Source organism: Corynebacterium fournieri (genome assembly GCF_030408775.1).
Classification (GTDB): Bacteria; Actinomycetota; Actinomycetes; order Mycobacteriales; family Mycobacteriaceae; genus Corynebacterium; species Corynebacterium fournieri.
Window position 1 is genome coordinate 1,829,386 of record NZ_CP047210.1, and the last position, 18,355, is coordinate 1,847,740.

Genomic DNA, 18,355 nt, shown 5'->3' on the forward strand with positions numbered 1-18,355 from the left:
TGACGCCTATGAGTTTGCTCGTCGTTGTCGGCAACTGCCAGGCGGAGTCCACCCGCAAGCTGCTCATGTCCACCGGGCACTTCACGGGCGAGCGCATCGCGCCTGTCCACGAGCTTGAAGCGGCGGATCTGGACTGGTTTGCGCCGCTGATCCGCCGCGCCGACGTGCTCGTCACCCAGCCCATTCGCGACGGCTACCGCGGTCTGCCCGTGGGCACCCGCCAGCTGCGCGAGCTGCTGCCGCGCACCGCCCTCCACGTGGTGGTGCCGGTGCTGCGTTTCGACGGGCTGATGCCCTACCAGGCCATCATCCGCGACCCGGACGAGCCCTCGCTGAACCCGCCGGTGGTGCCGTACCACGACCTGCGCACGCTCGTCGCCGCCGCAGGCCACGGGCCGGCCCCTGCCCCCGATGCCGCTGCGCTGCGGCGGGCGGCCGCCATGTCCGTCGAGCAGATGCGCGTGCGCGAAACCGCCCACGGGGCCGTGACGGTGTCTGACTACCTGGAAACGACTCCTGTGTGGCACACCGTGAACCACCCGGACAACCGGACGCTGGCGTTCATGGTGTCACGCGTGCTTGAGGCTCTGGGGTGTTCCGGGGAGCCGGTGCCGCCGGACTACGAGATGCTCGGCGGGCTCGACGCCCCCGTGGAGGCGGCCGCCGCACAGGCGCTGGGTGTCGACGTGGCGGGGCGCACGGTATGGCGCGACCGGGCGGCAGGCGTCATCGACGCCGACGAGGTCCGCCGCGCGCAGCTGGAGTTCTACCGCCGACGCCCCGCGCTGGTGGCGCACGGGCTGCAGCGCCACGCGCAGCGGATCGCGAACCTAGGGTTGCTGGCATGAAACATCTCATCGTCGGCCCCGACGGCCACGGGGTGACCGAATACGCACTCGGGCTCGCCCGCGCCACCGGCGCAGACGTGATCCGGGAGCGCACCTTCGGCGAGCATCCCCTGCCGGACGGGCCCATCCACGTCACGTTCACCGACCACCTCTTCGGCGACACCGCCGACACCTTGCTGACGCGCCTCGGCGGACGGCCGTTTTCAGTGAGCCTGCACGACATTCCGCAGCCGGAGGAAGGCGCCGCGCGCTTCGACCGGCGCGCGGCGGTCTACCGCACCCTCGCCGCGGCCGCCGACGCCGCCGTGGTGAACTCGCAGCACGAAGCCCGGTTCTTCGACGCCGCCGACACCGCGGTGATCCGCCTGCCCATCCCGGTGATCGACTCGCCCTTCGCCCCCGAAGACGGCACCGTCGGCGTGCTCGGCTTCCTCTACCCCGGCAAAGGCCACGAGGACCTCATCGAGGCCCTGCCCGATCGCCGCTTGCGCTTTTTGGGCGCGGTGTCTGCAGGCCACGAGCAGTGGGCGGCCGATCTCGTCCGTTCGGCGCGCCGCGTCGAACTCACCGGCTGGCTTTCCAGCGACGCGCTCGCCGCCGAAATGGGCCGCATCGCCGTGCCGGTGTGCCCGCACCGGCACTTTTCCGCCTCCGGCTCGCTGATGACCTGGCTGGGCGCAGGCCGCAGCGTGTTGGTGACCGACTCCGACTACGCCCGCGAGATCGACGCCTGGCTGCCCGGGCGCGTCACGCTGGTGGGGGAAGGTGGCTGGCGGGACGCCGTCGCAAAGCATGAGCCCGCGCAGCTGGACCCGCCGCGCTACGGGTGGGCCGAGGTAGCCGAACAATGGGAGGACACATGGCGTTTCGCTGGCCTGATGTAACCGTGGTCGTCCCCCACTACAACGCCGCCGACGCGCTCGCGCGAGTTGTGGAGGCGGTGCGCGCGCAAGACTACGCGGGCGCAGTCGAGATCGTCGTCGCCGACGACGGGTCCGACACCCCACCCGAACTCGACGGAGTGCGCGTGGTGCGACAAGCCGACGAAGGCTTCCGCGCCGCCGCTGCCCGCAACCTCGGCGCAGAAGCAGCGCGCGGCGAAATACTCGCCTTCTTGGACGCCGACACCGTGCCCGAACCCGGCTACCTCTCGGCGGTCGTGCCGCACATCGTCGGCGACGCGCGCGCGGTGGTCGTGGGGGCGCGGCGCACCGGCGCGGGCGACGCGGAGCCGCAGTGGCTTGCCGACGCCTGGGCCGCCACCGATAACCTCCGCAACGCCGACCACGCCTCCTGGCGCTACGTCATCTCCGCGGTGCTGACCTGCTCGCGCGAGTTTTTCGACACCGTCGGCGGGTTCGACGCAACCTTCGTCGGCTACGGCGGCGAGGACTGGGAGTTCGGCTTCCGCGCCTGGAACGCCGGCGCGACGCTCGTCCACGAGCCGGCGGCCGTCGCGCACCACCCGGAGGAGGACTTCGGTGCGCGCTACGACGACCCCGAAAAGGCCACCGCCGTCAAAAACGCCGAAACCCTCGCGCTGGCCCGGCGCGTGACCCACCCGCTGGCGCGGCCGGACGGGATCGTCTTCGACACCTTCGACATGCAGGTGGAGGTTCCCGAGCTCGACGGCGAGGGCGTGCGCGACTTCGTCATCGCGGAATGGCTGAAAGTCGGCGCGTACGTGCGGGTGGCGCAGGTGCCGGCACTGTTCGCGCACGACCCGCGCGTGGGCACCGACGAGGTCGACGCGCGGGTGAACATCGCGGTCGGTGCGGGCTGGGCGCCGCAAGACCTGGATGCGCTGTTGGCTGTGGAATACGTGCTCTGCCCCGACGGCACGGTGGTGCGCACCGCCCGCGCGGCGGCACTCGGGCTCGAGCCTGCCACCGCCCACCCCGCAGACATCGGGATGACGCCGGTGACAGGCCCGCTGCAGCTGGAGCGCTACTTCGCAGGCTGGTAGCGCCCGGAGGCCGTTTTTTACGGCAGCTGCGGGGCGACGCCGGTGCGCTCGTACTCCGCCAGGATGTCGATGCGGCGCTGGTGACGCTCCTCTTCGCTCCACGGCTGGTTCACGAACGCGTCCACGATTTTCAGCGCCTCGTCTTCGGTGTGCATGCGCCCGCCGATGCCGATGAGCTGAGCGTTGTTGTGCTCGCGGGCGAGCTTCGCGGTCTCTTCCGACCACGCCAGGGCGCAGCGAGCACCCTTGACCTTGTTCGCGGCGATCTGCTCGCCGTTGCCGGAGCCGCCGAGCACGATGCCCAGCGAGCCCGGGTCTGCCACCACGGCCTCCGCGGCGGCGATGCAGAACGCCGGGTAGTCGTCCGAAGCGTCGTACTCGTGCGCGCCGCAGTCGGTCACCTCGTGGCCCTGAGCCTCGAGGTGGGCCTTGATCTGGTTTTTCCGCTCGAATCCGGCGTGGTCTGCTCCAAGGTAAATACGCATGCTGTTTAGCGTACCTGCGGCATTTCCGTGCGCGTGCGCTTGAGCTCGAAGAAGTACGGGAACTCGGCGAGGCCGACGGCGTGGTCGAACAGCTTGCCGGCCTCTTCGCCTTCCGGCACGCGGGTGATCACGGGGCCGAAAAACGCGTTGTCGCCGAGTTTGACCACCGGGGTGCCCACGTCGTCGCCGACTGCCTCCATGGCGGTGGCGTGGAATCCGCGCAGCAAGTCGTCGGCGTCGGTGGTGTTGGCGACCTCCGCGAAGTGCTCCGGCAGCCCGACTTCGACGAGTGCTTTCGCGATGATTTCGTCGTAGGCGCCGTAGCCCTTCTTGCCGCCCTCGCCGCCGGGGTGGATGAGGGCGCCCATGGCGGTGTAGAGCTCGCCGACCTTGTCGGGTGCTTCTTCCTTGACCTTGGCAAAGACGCGCGCCGGACCCCAGTTGGCTTCCATCGCCGCGGCGTAGTCGGCCGGGATGTCGCGGCCGTCGTTAAGCACTGCCAAAGACATGGGCACCCACTCGACGGCGATGTCGCGGACCTTTTCCACTTCCTTCATCCAGCGGGAGGTCTGCCACGCAAAGGGGCAGGACACGTCGAACCAAAATTTCACTTGTTCAGTCATGGCGCCCACGATAGCGCGTGTAGGCTGCACAAAATGAAGACAAATCTCACACGCGACGACGCGCAGCAACGCGCGTCACTGATTTCCAACGTCCGTTACGACATCACGGTGGACATCACCGGCGCCGACGAGTTCACCACCGTGAGCAAGGTGGAGTTCGATTCGAAGGCGGGGACCACGCACTTCGACCTGGTGGCGGCAGGGTTCGAGGCCACGCTCGACGGGAAAGAGACCGGCCGCGAGCTGAAGCTTGACGACGGCGCACACACCCTGGTTGTCACCTCCCACGACGCGTACAACCGCACCGGCGAGGGCCTGCACAAGTTCACCGACCCGGTGGACGACAAGGATTACCTGTACACCCAGTTCGAGCCCGCGATGGCGATGAAGGTCTTCGCCGGGTTCGACCAGCCGGATCTGAAGGCGACCTACACGGTGCGGGTGAAGGCGCCGCAGCGCTACACCGTGATCCTCAACGAGGCCGTCACCCGCGAGGACAACGGCGACGGCACCTCCACCTGGACCACCGTGATCGACTACCCGCTGTCGACCTACCTCATCGCCATCTGCGCCGGCGAGTTTGAGAAGGTCGCCGACACCTACGACGCCGGCGACGGCAGGACGATCGAGCTCGGCCTCTACGCGCGCGCCAGCCTGATCCCGCACATGGATTCGGAGCGCATCTTCCGCCAGACCAAGGAGGGCTTCGACTTCTACCACGCCAACTTCGGCCGCAAGTACCCGTTCGGCGACAAGTACGACCAGGTGTTCTGCCCGGAGTACAACATGGGCGCGATGGAGCACGTCGGCTGCGTGACCTACCGCGACGAGTACATCTTCACTTCCGAGCCCACCCCGTACCGCCTGGAGCGGCGCAACGACACCATCCTGCACGAGATGGCGCACATGTGGTTCGGCGACTTGGTCACCATGCAGTGGTGGGACGATTTGTGGCTCAATGAGTCGTTTGCCACCTGGTCGGCGGCCACCGCGCAGACGGCGATCGGCGAGTACGCCGACGCGTGGACGACGTTTGCGTCCGTGGAGAAGGCGTGGGCGTACCAGCAGGACCAGCTGCCGTCGACGCACCCGATCGCGGCGGACGCGCCGGACATCGAGGCCGCGGAGCAGAACTTCGACGGCATCACTTACGCAAAAGGTGCCAGCGTGCTCAAGCAGCTGCAGGCGTACGTGGGCTACGAGGAGTTCTTCGCGGGCGTGCGCACCCACTTCGACAACCACGCCTACTCCAACGCCACCTTCGCGGACCTGCTGGGCGCGCTCGAGCAGGCCTCGGGCCGCGACCTTTCCGAGTGGGCGGAAAAGTGGCTGCGCACCACCGGCCCGTCCACCCTGCGCCCGGAGATCGGCGAGGGCTTTGCGGTGCTGCAGGACGACCCGCGCCCCCACCGCGTGCGCGTCGGTCTGTACAAACTCGACGGGCCGGCCGGCTCCGCCGTCGTCCGCAGAATCCGCCAGGTCGAGACCGACATCGACGGCGAGCGCACCGAGATCCCCGAGCTCGCCGGCATCGATCACGACCTGGCCATCGTCAACGACGACGACCTCACCTACGCCAAGATGCGCCTGACGCCTAAGCACCGTGATTTCGTGCTCGAGCACATCGGCCAGATCGAGGATTCGCTGGCGCGCACGCTGATCTGGTCGTCGCTGTGGGAGTCCGTGCGCGACGGCGAGCTCGCCGCCCGCGAGTTTGTCCGCCTCGTGGCGCGCGAGGCAGGCCGCGAGACGCACCCGAGCGTGCAGGAGCGCCTGCTCGCCCAGGCCACGCAGGCGGTGCGCCAGTACGTCGACCCGGCGTGGCAGGGCGAGGGCATGGATCTGCTCAACGCGGCCTTCCGCGGCGCGGAGCCGAAGGCCATCTTCGACCGTGCGCTGGCGCGCTTGACGCCGACGGAGGAGACGGTCGCCTACTTCAAGGAGCTGCTTGAGACCTCCGACAACCAGGAGGTGCGCTGGCTCGCGCTGACCAACCTCATCGCCGCCGGTGCCCTGCCGCTGTCCGCGGCGGACGAGGAGCGCGACGACACCTCCGAGGGCACCATCTCCCGCCTGCGCGCCCGCGCCGTGACGGACAAGCGCTGGGCCTGGGACAAGCTGGTCAACGAGGACCTGACCAACCTCGAGGCCCGCTACCTCATGGACGGGCTGACCTTCACCTACGAGGGTCTCGAGGGGCTGACCGACGAGTACTTCCGCGCCGCGCCCGCGCTGTGGGACCGCCTGACCAACGAGATGGCCCAGCGCACCCTCGAGGGCATGTACCCGCGTTGGGATGTCACCGCAGGTGCCGTCGATAAGGCGAACGAGCTTTTGCTTGGCGGCGCCCCCTCCGGCCTCAAGCGCGTCGTCGCCGAAGGCCAGGACCGCATCAGCCGCGCTGTGCGCAACCGCGAGGTCGACGCCGCGGCCGACTAAAGCTGCGCGAGCGCCTGCTCGAGGTCGGCGATGAGGTCGGCCTCCTCCTCGATGCCCACGGAGATGCGCACCAGCTCTCCGGGCACCTCGAGGGCGGACCCGGCGACGGAGACGTGCGTCATGGTGGCGGGGTGCTCGAGCAGGCTCTCCACCCCGCCGAGAGATTCGGCCAGGCAGAACAGTTTCGTGGACAGGCAGAACTTCTTCGCCTGCTCCGTGGTCTGAAAGAGCACGGAGACCATGCCGCCGAAACGCGACATCTGCTTCGTGGCGGTCTCGTGCCCCGGGTGCGACTCCAGCCCCGGGTAACACACGCGCGCGACCTGCGGCTGGGCCTCCAGGTAGCGGGCGACGGCCTCGGCGTTGTCGCAGTGTTTGTCCATGCGCACCGCCAGCGTTTTCAGCCCGCGGCCGGTGAGGTAGGTGTCGAACGGCGACGGGTTCGCGCCGACCCAGCCGAAGAAGAAGCGCAGCTGCTCGTGGAAGCCGGGCACGCGCGCGTCGTCGCCGCAGACGATGCCGCCGACGACGTCGGAGTGGCCGCCGATGTACTTCGTGGTGGAGTGCACGACCACGTCCGCGCCCAGGTCGAATGGTTTTTGCAGGTACGGGGAGGCGAAGGTGTTGTCCACCACCAGTGTGGCCTGCTGCTTCACAGCGGCGATCGCCTCGATGTCCGCGATGTCCAGCATCGGGTTGGTGGGCGTTTCCACCCAGATGGCCTTGGTGTTGCCCTTGACCGCGGCGGCAACCTCTTGCGGGTTGGTCATGTCTACCACGGTGTTTTCCACACCCCAGAGCGAGAACACCTGCTGGATCAGGCGGTAGGTGCCGCCGTAGGCGTCATTGGACACCACGATGTGGTCACCGGGTTTGAGCAGGATGCGCAGGATGACGTCGATAGCCGCCATGCCCGAGGAGTAGGCCACGGCGTACTCGGCACCCTCCAACGCTGCGACCGCGTTTTCCAGCGCCGTGACGGTGGGGTTGCCCACGCGGGTGTACTCGTAGCCGCCGCGCAGCTCGGCCAGCCCGTCCTGAGCGAACGTGGTGGAGGCGTAAATCGGCGTGTTGATCGGCCCGTACAGGCTGTCGGGCTCATATCCGGCATGAATCGCATCGGTGGCAAATCCAGTCATGCCCACAGAGACTAGACCAAGCGGTTCATTACAAGCGCATTTTTATGCACTAGGATTGTTCTCCAATGAATGCGCAATCTGAGACAACCGAGAAGGTCGACCAAGCCGTCGACGACGTCAGCACCTGGTGGAACAACCCCGACACGCAAGACCTGCTTGTCCAACGCCCGCTGAAGATCCTGCTCATTGTGGTCATCGCGTTGGTGCTCAGCTGGCTGTTCAAGCGCGTCATCTCCCGCGCGACCCGCCACGGCATCGAGTCCAAACCGCTGCTCAGTCGCGGGGACACCGAGGATTCGTTCCAGGCACGCTCGCAGGAGGCGCGGCGCCAGCAACGGATGAAAACGCTGGGCAACGTGGGACGTTCCGTGGCGGCGATTGTGATCTGGGTGTGGGCCGCGCTGGCCATCCTGGATCAGCTCGGCGTGAACGTCGCGCCGCTGATCGCCTCCGCCGGCGTGGTTGGCGTGGCCATCAGCTTCGGCGCGCAGTCGTTGGTGAAGGACTTCTTCACCGGCATGTTCGTCCTCATTGAAAACCAGTTCGGCGTCGGCGACACCATCCAGGTCGGCGATGTCGTCGGCGAGGTGGAGCAGATGACGCTGCGCATCACCACGCTGCGCGACATGGACGGCACCCTGTGGTACGTCCGCAACGGCGACATCGACCTGGTGGGCAACTACTCGGACCACTTCTCCGTGGCGCGCCTGCAGATTCCGGTGTCGCTGTTGGCGGATCCGGACGAGGTCTCGCGCATGATCGAACACGCTGCGGCCGAAGCGTGCAAGGACCCGGAGATCCACGACGTGGTCATGGCCGCCCCGGAAATGCTCGGGCCCAGCGAGTTCAACCCGAACTACGTGTCGTTCCGCCTCACAGTTAAAACGATGCCGGGCCACCAGTGGGCCGTGGCACGGCACTTGAACCACCGCATCCTCTCCGCGCTGCGCAAGGCGGACGTGGTGCTCACCCCGATGGATTCTGTGCTGGTACAGCAGAAGGAGAGCAATGCAGATCGGTCCTAAGCAGGAGCAGACGCTTTACGACGCCGTCGGTGGCGACGCGTTCTTCCACCGCCTCGTCGAAGGCTTTTACGCCCAAGTCAAACAAGACGACCTCATCGGCCCGATGTACCCGGACGACGACTGGGAGGGCGCGCAAAACCGCCTGCGGTGGTTCCTCACCCAGTACTGGGGCGGGCCGCGCACCTACCAAGAGCAGCGCGGCAACCCGATGCTGCGCCGGCGCCACTTCCCCTTCCCCATCGGCGAGGCGGAGGCAGACCGGTGGCTAGAGCTCATGGGTAACTCCATGGAGCAGTTTTCCGACGCCGAACTGGCGCCGCCCTACCGCTCCCAAATGTGGAACCACATGCAGCGCGTGGCCTACATGATGATCAACCAGGGCCCGCGGGCCTACTAGCACCCGGCAAAATGCACCAACCGGTCACGTTGATTGAGTGACGGGTCACCCCCCTCAGTTTGTGCAGTGATGACTGCACAGTTATCGTGCAGTCATCACCGCACGATCTTTGGAGGTTGCCATGTCACCCCGTAGTTATCACCATCCCGATGTCGAGGATTTGTCCTTGGCTCGGGTCTTGGCCGCTTTGAGTGACCCGACGCGGTTGGAGATGGTCCGCCGCTTGTCTGACGGCCGAGAGCACGACAGTCTGGACCTGGCTGAAGACCTGCCGCGTTCGACGCTGACCTACCACACACGCATGCTGCGTGAGGCCGGGGTGACCTGGACGCGCAGCGAGGGCCGCGCCTGCCTGATCCGCTTGCGGGACGACGACCTCGACACGCTGTTCCCAGGGCTTCTGGCCGCGATCGTCGCCAACGCCGCCACGCCGGAGCAGCCGTCGTGATCGCCCGCCTGTGGCCCTTCGTGATGGGCAGCGTCGCGCTCGGACTCGATGCTTACGTGATCGCCGGCCTCCTTCCCGCGATTGCGACCTCCTTAGGATCGACCGAGGCAACCGTGGGGCTGGGGGTGGCAGCGTTCACAGGCTCGTACGCAATCACCGGGCCCGTGCTGGCGGGGCGGGCGGGACGCACCTCGCGACGTAGCCTGGTCAATGCGCTGGCGGTGTTCACCTTGGCAAACTTGGCAACGATGCTCGCGCCGAGCGTGGCGGTCTTCCTGGTGGCAAGGGCTGTCGCGGGCGCTGCAGCAGGGGTGTACTCGCCGTTGTCATCAGCCGTTGCAGCCGGTCTCGTGGGTGGCGAACAGCGGGGACGGGCGCTGTCGCTGGTGCTCTCCGGTCTCGCTGTAGGCACCGTGTTCGGTGTCCCGCTGGGCCTGGCCGTCGCCGGGCGCTGGGGATGGCGCGCTGCCATCGCCCTGGTCGTCGCCACCAGCGCTGCATCCTTGGGAGGGGTCCTGCTTCGTGGCGGCGAGCTGCCCCCGATTCCTGCGTCCGGGGCGCTGCAACGACTGCGGGCGGTGACGCGACCCGACAACCTGGTAACCGTCCTGGTAACGCTGCTCACCGGTATCGCCTCGCTTGGCCTCTACACCTACCTCACCGTCATTCTTGGCCACTCCAGCCTGGCCGACCACCAGACGATCGCGATCTGGGTTTGGGGACTGGGCGGGGCTATCGGCGCCCTGGGCATCGGGCGCCTGGTTGACAAGGGCAACCCCCTGCGGCTGAGCCTCATGCTTCTCACCGGTTTGGCGTGTGCCCTGGCCGGTGTGGCTCTCGGTCGCGCCCCGGTCGTGCTCTTGGGGAGCTTGTTCGTGTGGGGCCTGTGCGGGTGGGCCTCACTGGCACCGCAGCAGCATGTCCTGCTCAGCGCCAACCCGACTGACGGAGCCACCGCGGTTGCAGCGAACGCATCGGCCAACTACCTCGGCTCTGCTCTCGGCGCGACGCTCGGTTCGCTGCTCGTGGCGCACTCGGTCAGCCCACAAGGACTCGGCCTGACCGCCGCATCCGTCGCATGCGCGGCCGTTGTGCTCCAATTGATCCGTACGGGGATGCGCCCGCGAAAATGAGGCATCATGCCAACGCTGCTCTGACTCGGTGTCACCGCCAAAAAGTCGCCAAACTTGTTGTCGACCGGGGCTGGCCGATCGCTCGTAGAGGCCGTACCGCAGCCCGAACAGGACGCCCCCGCTGGTCGTCCGATTGATCAACGTCCCCGGGCAGTACAGCTAAAACAGCAGGTTGGGGCGGGTGCTGCGGTAGACGGAGCCGAACGGCGCGTCCAGGCGCACCCAGCTACCCGAGGTGGCCACGCGCAGGTGGCGGGGGATTTCAGCCGGGGCTTCGAAGCCCGGGATGAGGCCGAGTGCGGTGCAGGCGAAGATCATCCGCATGGGGATCTCCACCGGCTGCGCACTGTCCGCGTCGGCGGTGAGTACCACCCCGTCCAGCAGGGACCGCGGTGGGCCGGCCGGGCCGGAGAACTGCCGGGCCAGGTTGCGCCCCTCGTCCGCCAGGCGGCGCGCCACGCCGATGGGCACCTCTTCGCGGGCGATGAACCCGCCCGCGGGCGGCAGCGCGCCGGGCCAGGCGGCGTCGCGGGCGGGGCCCACCTCGGTGCGGCCGTCGCGCAGCGCGTCCAGGAGCGCCTGGGCGGAGACGGCGGCGCCGGGGTGGGTGGTGGTGCCGAAGGTGCGTCGAGAAGCAATGGCGTCGAAGGGCGTCGTGACGAAGATGTCGAGCTGGCCCTGCCCCACCTCTTGGAACCGCGCGATTGCCTGCGCGTCCAGCGCGAGCGCGCGCGTGAGCAAAGCGATCAGCCCGCGCGCGCCCCGCTCGATGTCAACGGCAACCACTTAGGCCCCGGCAGTCTTGGAGAGGATGCCGATCTCCTTCTGCGTGATCTCGCGCGGCGAGGTAGTGGCGGTATCCACCGTGACCTGCACGCACTCCACCACGCAGCAGACGTTACCCTGGGCATCCTTAATTTCCTGGCGGGTGGTAAACGAGGTGTTGCCCACCTTGGCCACCTGGGTTTCCACCGTCACGTGGGTGGTGTTGGGCAGGATCGGGCGGACGTAATCCACCTCGAGCCGGCGCACGAACACCACGAACTCGTGGCCCTGGGAGAAGAAGAACTCCTGGGCGAACGCCAGGCGCGCCTCCTGCGCCAACTCGATGTAGGCGGAGTTGGTCACGTGCCCGTAGCGGTCGAAGTCTCCCCAACGCACCGGGATGGTGTGGACGTGGACGTTGCTGGTGTCAGCCATGTTGTGCTCCTAGCGGGTGAGCTTGCGGTGGGTGACGCGAGACGGCTTCGCCGCCTCCTCGCCCAGGCGCTCGACCTTGTTGGCCTCGTAGTCGCCGAAGTTGCCCTCGAACCAGAACCACTTGCCCTCTTCCACGTTGCCCTCCCAGGCCAGGATGTGGGTGCAGGTGCGGTCCAGGAACCAGCGGTCGTGCGAAATAACCACGGCGCAGCCCGGGAAGGCCTGCAGCGCGTTTTCCAACGAGCCGAGGGTCTCCACGTCCAGGTCGTTGGTGGGCTCGTCCAGCAGGATCAGGTTGCCGCCCTGCTTCAGCGTCAACGCCAGGTTCAGACGGTTGCGCTCGCCGCCGGAGAGCACCTTCGACGGCTTTTGCTGGTCCGGGCCCTTGAAGCCGAACGCGGACAGGTACGCGCGCGACGGCATCTCGTTTTGGCCGACGTGGATGTAGTCTAGGCCGTCGGAGACGACCTCCCACACGGTCTGCTCCGGGTCGATGTTCTCGCGGTTCTGGTCCACGTATGAGATCTTCACGGTCTCGCCGACCTCCACGGTGCCGTCGTCCGGCTCCTCCAGGCCCACGATGGTCTTGAACAGCGTGGACTTACCCACACCGTTGGGGCCGATCACGCCGACAATGCCGTTGCGCGGCAGGGTGAACGACAGGTCGTTGATGAGCACGCGGCCGTCGAAGCCCTTGTCCAGGTCCTCGACCTCCACGACCTTGTTGCCCAAACGCGGCGGGGTCGGGATCTGGATCTCTTCGAAGTCGAGCTTGCGGTACTGCTCGGCCTCTGCCGCCATTTCCTCGTAGCGCTCCAGACGGGCCTTGTTCTTGGCCTGGCGGGCCTTCGGGGAGGAGCGGACCCAGTCCAGCTCCTTCTTCAGGCGCTTCTGCAGCTTCTGGTCCTTCTTGCCGGCAACCTCGAGGCGCTCGGCCTTCTTTTCCAGGTAGGTGGAGTAGTTGCCCTCGTAGGGGTAAAGCTTGCCGCGGTCGACCTCGCAGATCCACTCGGCGACGTTGTCTAGGAAGTAGCGGTCGTGAGTAATCGCCAGCACGGCGCCCGGGTAGGTCTGCAGGTGCTTCTCCAGCCAGAGCACGCTCTCGGCGTCGAGGTGGTTGGTCGGCTCGTCCAGCAGCAGCAGGTCCGGCTCGGACAGCAGCAGTTTCGCCAGTGCTACTCGACGGCGCTCGCCACCGGACAGGTTGGTCACCGGCGCATCCGACGGCGGGCAGCGCAGCGCCTCCATGGCCTGCTCGATCTTGGAGTCGATCTCCCACGCGTCGGCAGCGTCGAGCTCTTCTTGGAGCTTGCCCATCTCCTCCATCAGCTCGTCGGAGTAGTTGGTCGCCATTTCCTCGGCGATCTGCTCGAAGCGCTGCTTCTTCTCAAACAGCTCGCCGAGGCCTTCCTCGACGTTGCCGCGCACGGTCTTCTCCTCGTTCAGCGGCGGCTCCTGCAAAAGGATGCCCACGGTCGCGCCCGGCTGGAGGAACGCCTCGCCGTTGTTCGGCTGGTCGATGCCGGCCATGATCTTCAACAGCGACGACTTACCGGCACCGTTCGGGCCCACGACGCCGATCTTCGCGCCCGGGTAAAACGCCATGGTGACGTTGTCCAGGATGACCTTCTCGCCGATGGCTCGGCGGACATTTTTCATCGTGTAGATGAACTCAGCCACTACGATTCCCCTTTTTGGTCAGTACGGAGGTAAATACCGCACTTAGGGTACATCACGCGCTCGGTGCCCAACCGACTCCGAGCACACGCTCAAAGCGGCAGGGCACCTCCGCGGCGGGCGGCTGTTTAGAACGGAGCGCCGGTTAACTCCTTATCCTCCTCCGGGGCCTCGTCCGTTGCGGCGGCTGCATCGGCGCGGTGCATGTCCTCGGCGCTGACGCGGCGCTCCTGCGACGGGTCCGCGGCGCCCCAGCTGCCGTGCGGCGACGGGCCCTGCTGGTCGCGGCCGGGGTTCGGGTTGGCGTTTTCGCCGTTGATCTTCTTGTCCAGCGCTTCGGCATCCATGGCGGAGGGCCTTTCGTGGCCCTCAATCGCATTGCCGGAGACGGTCGCGCGCACGGAGTTGACCTGGAAACGCGCCAGGTCGAAGGCGATGTGCTTGGCGTTCATCTTCAGCCGCGAGCGCACGTTCGCCTCCTTGCCGTCCTCGTCCTTTTCCTCCCAGAACTCGCTGACCAGCTTGCCCACCACGACGACGGGGAAGCCTTTGCGCAGCGACGCGCCAGCGTTGACCGCCATCTGGCCCCAGCACTCCACGTCGACGTAGAGCTGGTTGTAGTCCACCCACACCTCCTCGCCTTTGTCGTTGGTTGTCTTGCGGGCGTCGGAGGAGGCGACACGCAAGCGCAGCAGCGTGGCACCGGAGTTGAAGCGCTTGAAAAACGGCTCCGCGGTGAGGTTGCCGCAGAGGGTGAAGTCGGTGTTGGTCATGGGAGCTGGTCCCCTTTCTCTGTGCGGGCGGCACAGTGTGCGGTTGGTGTGGTGGTGCGGGGGTGGCGAAGCTGACGTCGCTAAGCAATTGCCCCCTGCGCAAAGCAGAGTCGCACGAAGCCCACACCGAAAAAAGGGGTCCGCGAAATTGTGGATAACTTAACCTGAGAAATTCACAATCCGCAGCTAGTTCGAATTAAATTTCGCCAGCATCTCGTTGTAGCGGCGCCATTCCTCGTCGTCCGTCTCCTCCGCGCGGCGGTCAGACGCGGCAGTTTCGGCCTTATCCTCGCGCCACCACCGCATGAACAGCTCGCCGAACACGATCACCAGCGGGAACGAACCGGACGCCCACGCGATGCCGCCGCCGTCCTTCTGCACCGCCAGCAGGTCCGGATCCCACGGCAGCTCCAGAGAGCGGTAGAACTCCTCGCCCATCACTGAGCCGAGCTGCATGAGGTAGACGCCCATGAACAGGTGGAACGGCATGGACACCCACAGCCACAGCAGGCGCACCTTTGCGCCCGGGCGGCCCTCGATCTCATCCGGGCCGATGAGCTCCCAGAAATAGAGGTAGCCGGAGACCAAGAACACGGCGTTCATGATCACGTGGCCGGCGTGCTCCGAAATCATGAGCTCGTAGAACGGCTCGATGACGTACATGGCGTAGAAGAACACCAAGAACTGGATGGTGGACACCGGCGAGAACGTCACCGCGCGCAGGAACTTCGAGCGCTGGAAGCTTTCCGCCCACAACCGCGGGTTGAACTCGCCGGCCGGGTACGCCTCGCGCACCAACGTCAGCGGCGCGCCGAGCACGAGAAACACCGGCACGCCCATGGACAGGATCATGTGCACCGTCATGTGCGCCGAATAGGAGGCAGGCATGTGCATACCCATGCCTGAGCTCAGCGTGACGACGAGCGTTGCGCAGCCCGCGAGCCACCACAGAGTGCGCGTGACCGGCCAGCCGTCCACCCGGCGGAGAAGGTGCAGGTAATAAGCGGCCAGGAGGATCGCGATGGCACTAAAGAGCAGTTCGGGACGCCAGGTGGTGAGCCAGTTGGTCCAGGTCAGCGGCTCGGTGAGGTTGTAGCCCATCTGGATCTGCATGCGGGTCAGGTTCGGATCCAGCGGCGGCGGGGGCGGCGTGCGGCCGAGCGTGACCGCCAGGCCGGAAATCGCCGCCATGATGAGCACCTCGCCCGCGGCCAGGCGGGTAAACGCCTTCGGCTGTCGTTCCAGCTGCGGGATGGTGCGCTCGCGGTGAATAAAGCCGATCGCGCCAAGCACGATGATCCCGACCGTTTTGATGATCAGCACCCAGCCGTAGCTGTACTGCGTGAGATCCTCCAGGCGCACGCGCACCAGCGCGTTGACCACGCCGGAGACCGCCATGGCCAGGATGGCAAACAGCGCAATGCGGGAGTAGCGGCGGGTGGCGGCGGGGAGGGCGGGGCCTCGTCGTAAAGCATGTGCGACAAGCGCCATCAGCCCGCCAACCCAAAGCAGCATGGCCACGAGGTGCCAAATCAGCGAGTTGGTGCCGAAGTCATGCGCGCCGCCGGTGGCGGAGTGGCCGGTCAGGGCGATCGGCATAATCACCACCACCGAGCCCAAAAACAGCCACACCTGCGACCACCAGCTCGACACCGCGTAGCCGAACGCGGCGACGACAGCGGCGAACAGCGCGACAATCAGCCACACGCGCGCGTCCGCCACTTGGTCCAGCGCCTGCGACCACGCCGCCGCCTCGAACAGGACGGTTTTGAGGGGCTGGCCGGAGACGTCGGAAAGCACCAGCGGAATCATGACCAACCCGATCAGCGCGATGCCCGCACTCGCATGGGCGCCGGTGCGCGAGGCGATGTGCCCGTCCACCGTCAAGTGCGCGCCGTTGAGGTCCTCTCCGTTCTGTCGCGGCGGAACAAGAAAGGCGGAAAGCAGAAACGAGCCGGTGGCCAACGCCATGAGCAGCCACGCCACACCCCGCAACGCCGGCAGCCCAAACGTCGTGGCCGGGCCCGGGTCAGGGATGCCCAGCTCCGCCAACGACCCGCCCGAAAACGACAACCCCACCGCGCCGGCAACTACCGCGGCGACGGCGAGCGCGGCCAGATACAACGGCCAAGCAGAGGTGACGGTGCGTGTGCGCGCAGGTGCAGTCATGCCGCTTACCCTACTTTCGCGCTGCGCGAGGCCATAACTACAATCGCTGACACTGCCTCCATAGCTCAGTGGATTAGAGCATCCGGTTTCTACCCGGCTGGTCGCGGGTTCGAATCCTGCTGGGGGCGCTCTTGTCATGAGTCGCGTCATGCTTGACGCATGAGTCGCGACATGCTGGACGGACCGGCATCCCAGTTGTTTTTGTTCTGGGGTGCCGGTTTTGTTCATTTGGGGTGCAGTGGTGGGTCGCCGTGTTTCCAGTAGGCCTTTTGGTAGTCGCAGGCGGTGTCGATGTAGTGCTCTGTGATGACTTCTCCGGTTTCGACCAGTGATGTGATGATGTGGTTGTCGGTGATGACCATGAGGATTTTCTTGTGTTTGTAGGCGCGTCCGATGCCGAGGTGGAAGAGTTTGCCGGCGTAGCGCACGGAGACTTTGCCGTTTTTGTCGACTGTGTCGTTTCGGGTGCGCCATTCTTCTTTGGGGTTGTCGTTGGGTGTGGCTTTGACTCCGGTGGTGTATGCCTGCTGCGGGGTGCGTCTGCCTAGGGCGCGGTGGGGTCGGGTGCAGTTGTAGTATTGGCGAAACTCGTTGAGGAGTTGTTGCAGCTCATCGATGGTTTGTGCTGGGGGTCGGGCGGTGATCCATTTTTTGATGGTTTGGTGGAATCGCTCAATTTTTCCTTGGGTTTGGGGGTGGCCTGGCCGGCCGTTTTTCTGTTGGATTTTGTGTGCGACGAGCACTTTTTCGAATGCGTTTCGCCCGCCTTTGCGCCCGGCTAGGCGGGCGGTGAACACCAGTCCGTTGTCCGTCAGCGTGGATGCTGGCGGGCCGTATGCGCCGATCAGGCGGGTGAGTTCGGCGGCGACGGCGGGGCCTGTAAATGCGGCGGCCGCGGTGATTGACAACAGGTATCGCGAGTGGTCGTCGAGGAAGTCGAGGACTTCTACCCGCGTGTTATCAGCGAGGAAGAGGTGGGTGATGTCGGCTTGCCAGCATTCGTTGGGCATCGCGGCTTCGAAGCGGATGTAGGAGCTTTTCGGCTTCTTTTGCGGCTGCGGGGTGATCAAGCCCTCGTTGGTGAGGATGCGGCGGATCGTTGAGGTTGAGGGGGCGCGTTTGCCGGCCTGTTCGAGGTGGTAGGCAATGGTTTCGGGCCCGGCGTCGAGTCCGTGTCGGGTGAGTTGTTTGCGGATGCTGATGATGTCGTTGCGTAGTGCTTCCGGGACGGCGTGCGGGTGGGTGTGCGGGGCGCGTGATTTCGGTGCGATTGCCTCGGCGCCGCCGGCGTCGTAGGCGTTGAGGATTTGGTGGACGCGTTGGCGCGAGATGCCGAATCGTTTGGCGACGTTGGTGGGTGTGCCGCCTTGGCCTCTGACGGCTCTGACGATGGCGATGTTGCGGTTAGGACTGTTCATAGTGTCAAACATGTCCCGACTCACCAGTCAAACGTCACCGACACGACTGAGGTAACCCTAAGTGTCAACTATGACGCGACTGACCTGTCAAGGATCACAACGCCTTCCGCAGGCACACCCCGTCAAATATGTCGTGACTTCAGACACTGCTGGGGGCGCTCTGTGAAGTCTCGAGACATCGTTCCTACGGTGTCTCGAGATTTTTTGTTTCTGGCGTGCCCCGGGGTGGGGTGTCTGGTGGTGTTTTGAGGGTTTGTGGGTGCTTGATTCCTGCTGGATTTGGCGGACCGTCGTGTGCCCCAGACGCTTTGGGATTACCTCCAAGGTGGGTTGATGCGGCATGAGCCCGTTGTGGAGCTGCATTGTGGCTTCAGGGAAGCACAGGCAGGAGCCTTTGCTTATCGACGAGCGTTCCGTCGCCGCTCAGAGCCGGTGCGTACGAGGAGCGGAACGATGTCTCACGACATGGCTTTTTGCCGTCGTGGGGCACTTCCGGCGCATTGCTTGCCCACCGGAACGATGTGGTGAGACATCCCCGCAGGACAAACCGGAACGATCTCATGAGACATGCGGAACGATGTCACCGAACCAGACACTGCTGGGGGCGCTCATTTT

At 66.0% G+C, this 18,355-nt stretch carries 17 protein-coding genes and 1 tRNA gene; 9 read left to right on the forward strand and 9 right to left on the reverse strand.

Features of this window, described 5'->3' with window-relative positions; all coding sequences use genetic code 11:
* The first annotated feature begins 8 nt into the window (after window positions 1-8).
* The 3 genes from CFOUR_RS08780 to CFOUR_RS08790 are packed head-to-tail and all read left to right on the forward strand — an operon-like array spanning window position 9 to window position 2,814.
* On the forward strand, window positions 9-848 hold the full coding sequence (locus tag CFOUR_RS08780) for a WcbI family polysaccharide biosynthesis putative acetyltransferase (RefSeq protein WP_290179197.1): 840 nt from the start codon (window positions 9-11) through the stop codon (window positions 846-848).
* Entirely contained in the window at window positions 845-1,732 is an 888-nt protein-coding gene (locus CFOUR_RS08785; protein ID WP_290179199.1) for a glycosyltransferase family protein, read from the forward strand. The genes CFOUR_RS08780 and CFOUR_RS08785 overlap by 4 nt, the downstream gene beginning before the upstream one ends.
* Complete coding sequence (locus CFOUR_RS08790) at window positions 1,708-2,814, forward strand: glycosyltransferase family 2 protein (protein ID WP_290179201.1); 1,107 nt, start codon at window positions 1,708-1,710, stop codon at window positions 2,812-2,814. The genes CFOUR_RS08785 and CFOUR_RS08790 overlap by 25 nt, the downstream gene beginning before the upstream one ends.
* Window positions 2,815-2,831: 17 nt before the next feature.
* Here the strand turns inward: CFOUR_RS08790 and CFOUR_RS08795 are convergent, their stop codons facing one another.
* Together CFOUR_RS08795 and CFOUR_RS08800 are read right to left on the reverse strand one after the other, a co-directional pair.
* Window positions 2,832-3,299 (reverse strand): ribose-5-phosphate isomerase, encoded by a 468-nt coding sequence (locus CFOUR_RS08795; protein WP_085956728.1) that lies wholly within the window; start codon window positions 3,297-3,299, stop codon window positions 2,832-2,834.
* A 5-nt stretch (window positions 3,300-3,304) separates the two neighbouring features.
* Window positions 3,305-3,922 (reverse strand): mycothiol-dependent nitroreductase Rv2466c family protein, encoded by a 618-nt coding sequence (locus CFOUR_RS08800; protein ID WP_085956729.1) that lies wholly within the window; start codon window positions 3,920-3,922, stop codon window positions 3,305-3,307.
* Between the two features lie 33 nt (window positions 3,923-3,955).
* On the opposite strand from CFOUR_RS08800, the gene pepN reads away from it, so the two are divergent.
* On the forward strand, window positions 3,956-6,361 hold the full coding sequence (pepN, locus tag CFOUR_RS08805; RefSeq protein WP_085956730.1) for an aminopeptidase N: 2,406 nt from the start codon (window positions 3,956-3,958) through the stop codon (window positions 6,359-6,361).
* On the opposite strand, the gene CFOUR_RS08810 is transcribed toward pepN, so the two are convergent.
* On the reverse strand, window positions 6,358-7,500 hold the full coding sequence (locus tag CFOUR_RS08810) for a cystathionine gamma-synthase (protein ID WP_085958329.1): 1,143 nt from the start codon (window positions 7,498-7,500) through the stop codon (window positions 6,358-6,360). The genes pepN and CFOUR_RS08810 overlap by 4 nt on opposite strands.
* A gap of 65 nt (window positions 7,501-7,565) precedes the next feature.
* On the opposite strand from CFOUR_RS08810, the gene CFOUR_RS08815 reads away from it, so the two are divergent.
* The 4 genes from CFOUR_RS08815 to CFOUR_RS08830 all read left to right on the forward strand — a co-directional run bounded on the left by CFOUR_RS08815 (window position 7,566) and on the right by CFOUR_RS08830 (window position 10,503).
* Window positions 7,566-8,525: a mechanosensitive ion channel family protein gene (locus CFOUR_RS08815; RefSeq protein WP_290179205.1), complete on the forward strand. Its 960-nt coding sequence runs from the start codon at window positions 7,566-7,568 to the stop codon at window positions 8,523-8,525.
* Window positions 8,509-8,922 (forward strand): globin, encoded by a 414-nt coding sequence (locus CFOUR_RS08820; protein ID WP_085956732.1) that lies wholly within the window; start codon window positions 8,509-8,511, stop codon window positions 8,920-8,922. Before CFOUR_RS08815 ends, CFOUR_RS08820 begins: the two co-directional genes overlap by 17 nt.
* Window positions 8,923-9,145: 223 nt before the next feature.
* Entirely contained in the window at window positions 9,146-9,370 is a 225-nt protein-coding gene (locus CFOUR_RS08825; protein ID WP_230471734.1) for an ArsR/SmtB family transcription factor, read from the forward strand.
* Entirely contained in the window at window positions 9,367-10,503 is a 1,137-nt protein-coding gene (locus CFOUR_RS08830) for an MFS transporter (RefSeq protein ID WP_085956734.1), read from the forward strand. Before CFOUR_RS08825 ends, CFOUR_RS08830 begins: the two co-directional genes overlap by 4 nt.
* 159 nt (window positions 10,504-10,662) lie before the next feature.
* Here the strand turns inward: CFOUR_RS08830 and CFOUR_RS08835 are convergent, their stop codons facing one another.
* The 5 genes from CFOUR_RS08835 to CFOUR_RS08855 form a co-directional block, all read right to left on the reverse strand.
* Window positions 10,663-11,289, reverse strand: coding sequence for a DUF8185 domain-containing protein (locus CFOUR_RS08835; RefSeq protein ID WP_290179209.1), 627 nt, complete (start codon window positions 11,287-11,289; stop codon window positions 10,663-10,665).
* Complete coding sequence (locus CFOUR_RS08840; RefSeq protein ID WP_085956735.1) at window positions 11,290-11,703, reverse strand: acyl-CoA thioesterase; 414 nt, start codon at window positions 11,701-11,703, stop codon at window positions 11,290-11,292.
* 9 nt (window positions 11,704-11,712) lie between these two features.
* Window positions 11,713-13,383 (reverse strand): energy-dependent translational throttle protein EttA, encoded by a 1,671-nt coding sequence (gene ettA / locus CFOUR_RS08845; RefSeq protein ID WP_085956736.1) that lies wholly within the window; start codon window positions 13,381-13,383, stop codon window positions 11,713-11,715.
* A gap of 125 nt (window positions 13,384-13,508) precedes the next feature.
* On the reverse strand, window positions 13,509-14,153 hold the full coding sequence (locus CFOUR_RS08850) for a single-stranded DNA-binding protein (RefSeq protein WP_085956737.1): 645 nt from the start codon (window positions 14,151-14,153) through the stop codon (window positions 13,509-13,511).
* Window positions 14,154-14,339: 186 nt separating this feature from the next.
* Window positions 14,340-16,322, reverse strand: a complete 1,983-nt coding sequence (locus CFOUR_RS08855; RefSeq protein WP_085956738.1) for a bifunctional copper resistance protein CopD/cytochrome c oxidase assembly protein — start codon at window positions 16,320-16,322, stop codon at window positions 14,340-14,342.
* A gap of 54 nt (window positions 16,323-16,376) precedes the next feature.
* Between CFOUR_RS08855 and CFOUR_RS08860 the strand changes: the two genes are divergently transcribed.
* Window positions 16,377-16,450, forward strand: a tRNA-Arg gene (locus tag CFOUR_RS08860).
* A gap of 96 nt (window positions 16,451-16,546) precedes the next feature.
* Here the strand turns inward: CFOUR_RS08860 and CFOUR_RS08865 are convergent.
* Entirely contained in the window at window positions 16,547-17,740 is a 1,194-nt protein-coding gene (locus CFOUR_RS08865) for an IS481 family transposase (protein WP_085958330.1), read from the reverse strand.
* Window positions 17,741-18,355 lie beyond the last annotated feature (615 nt).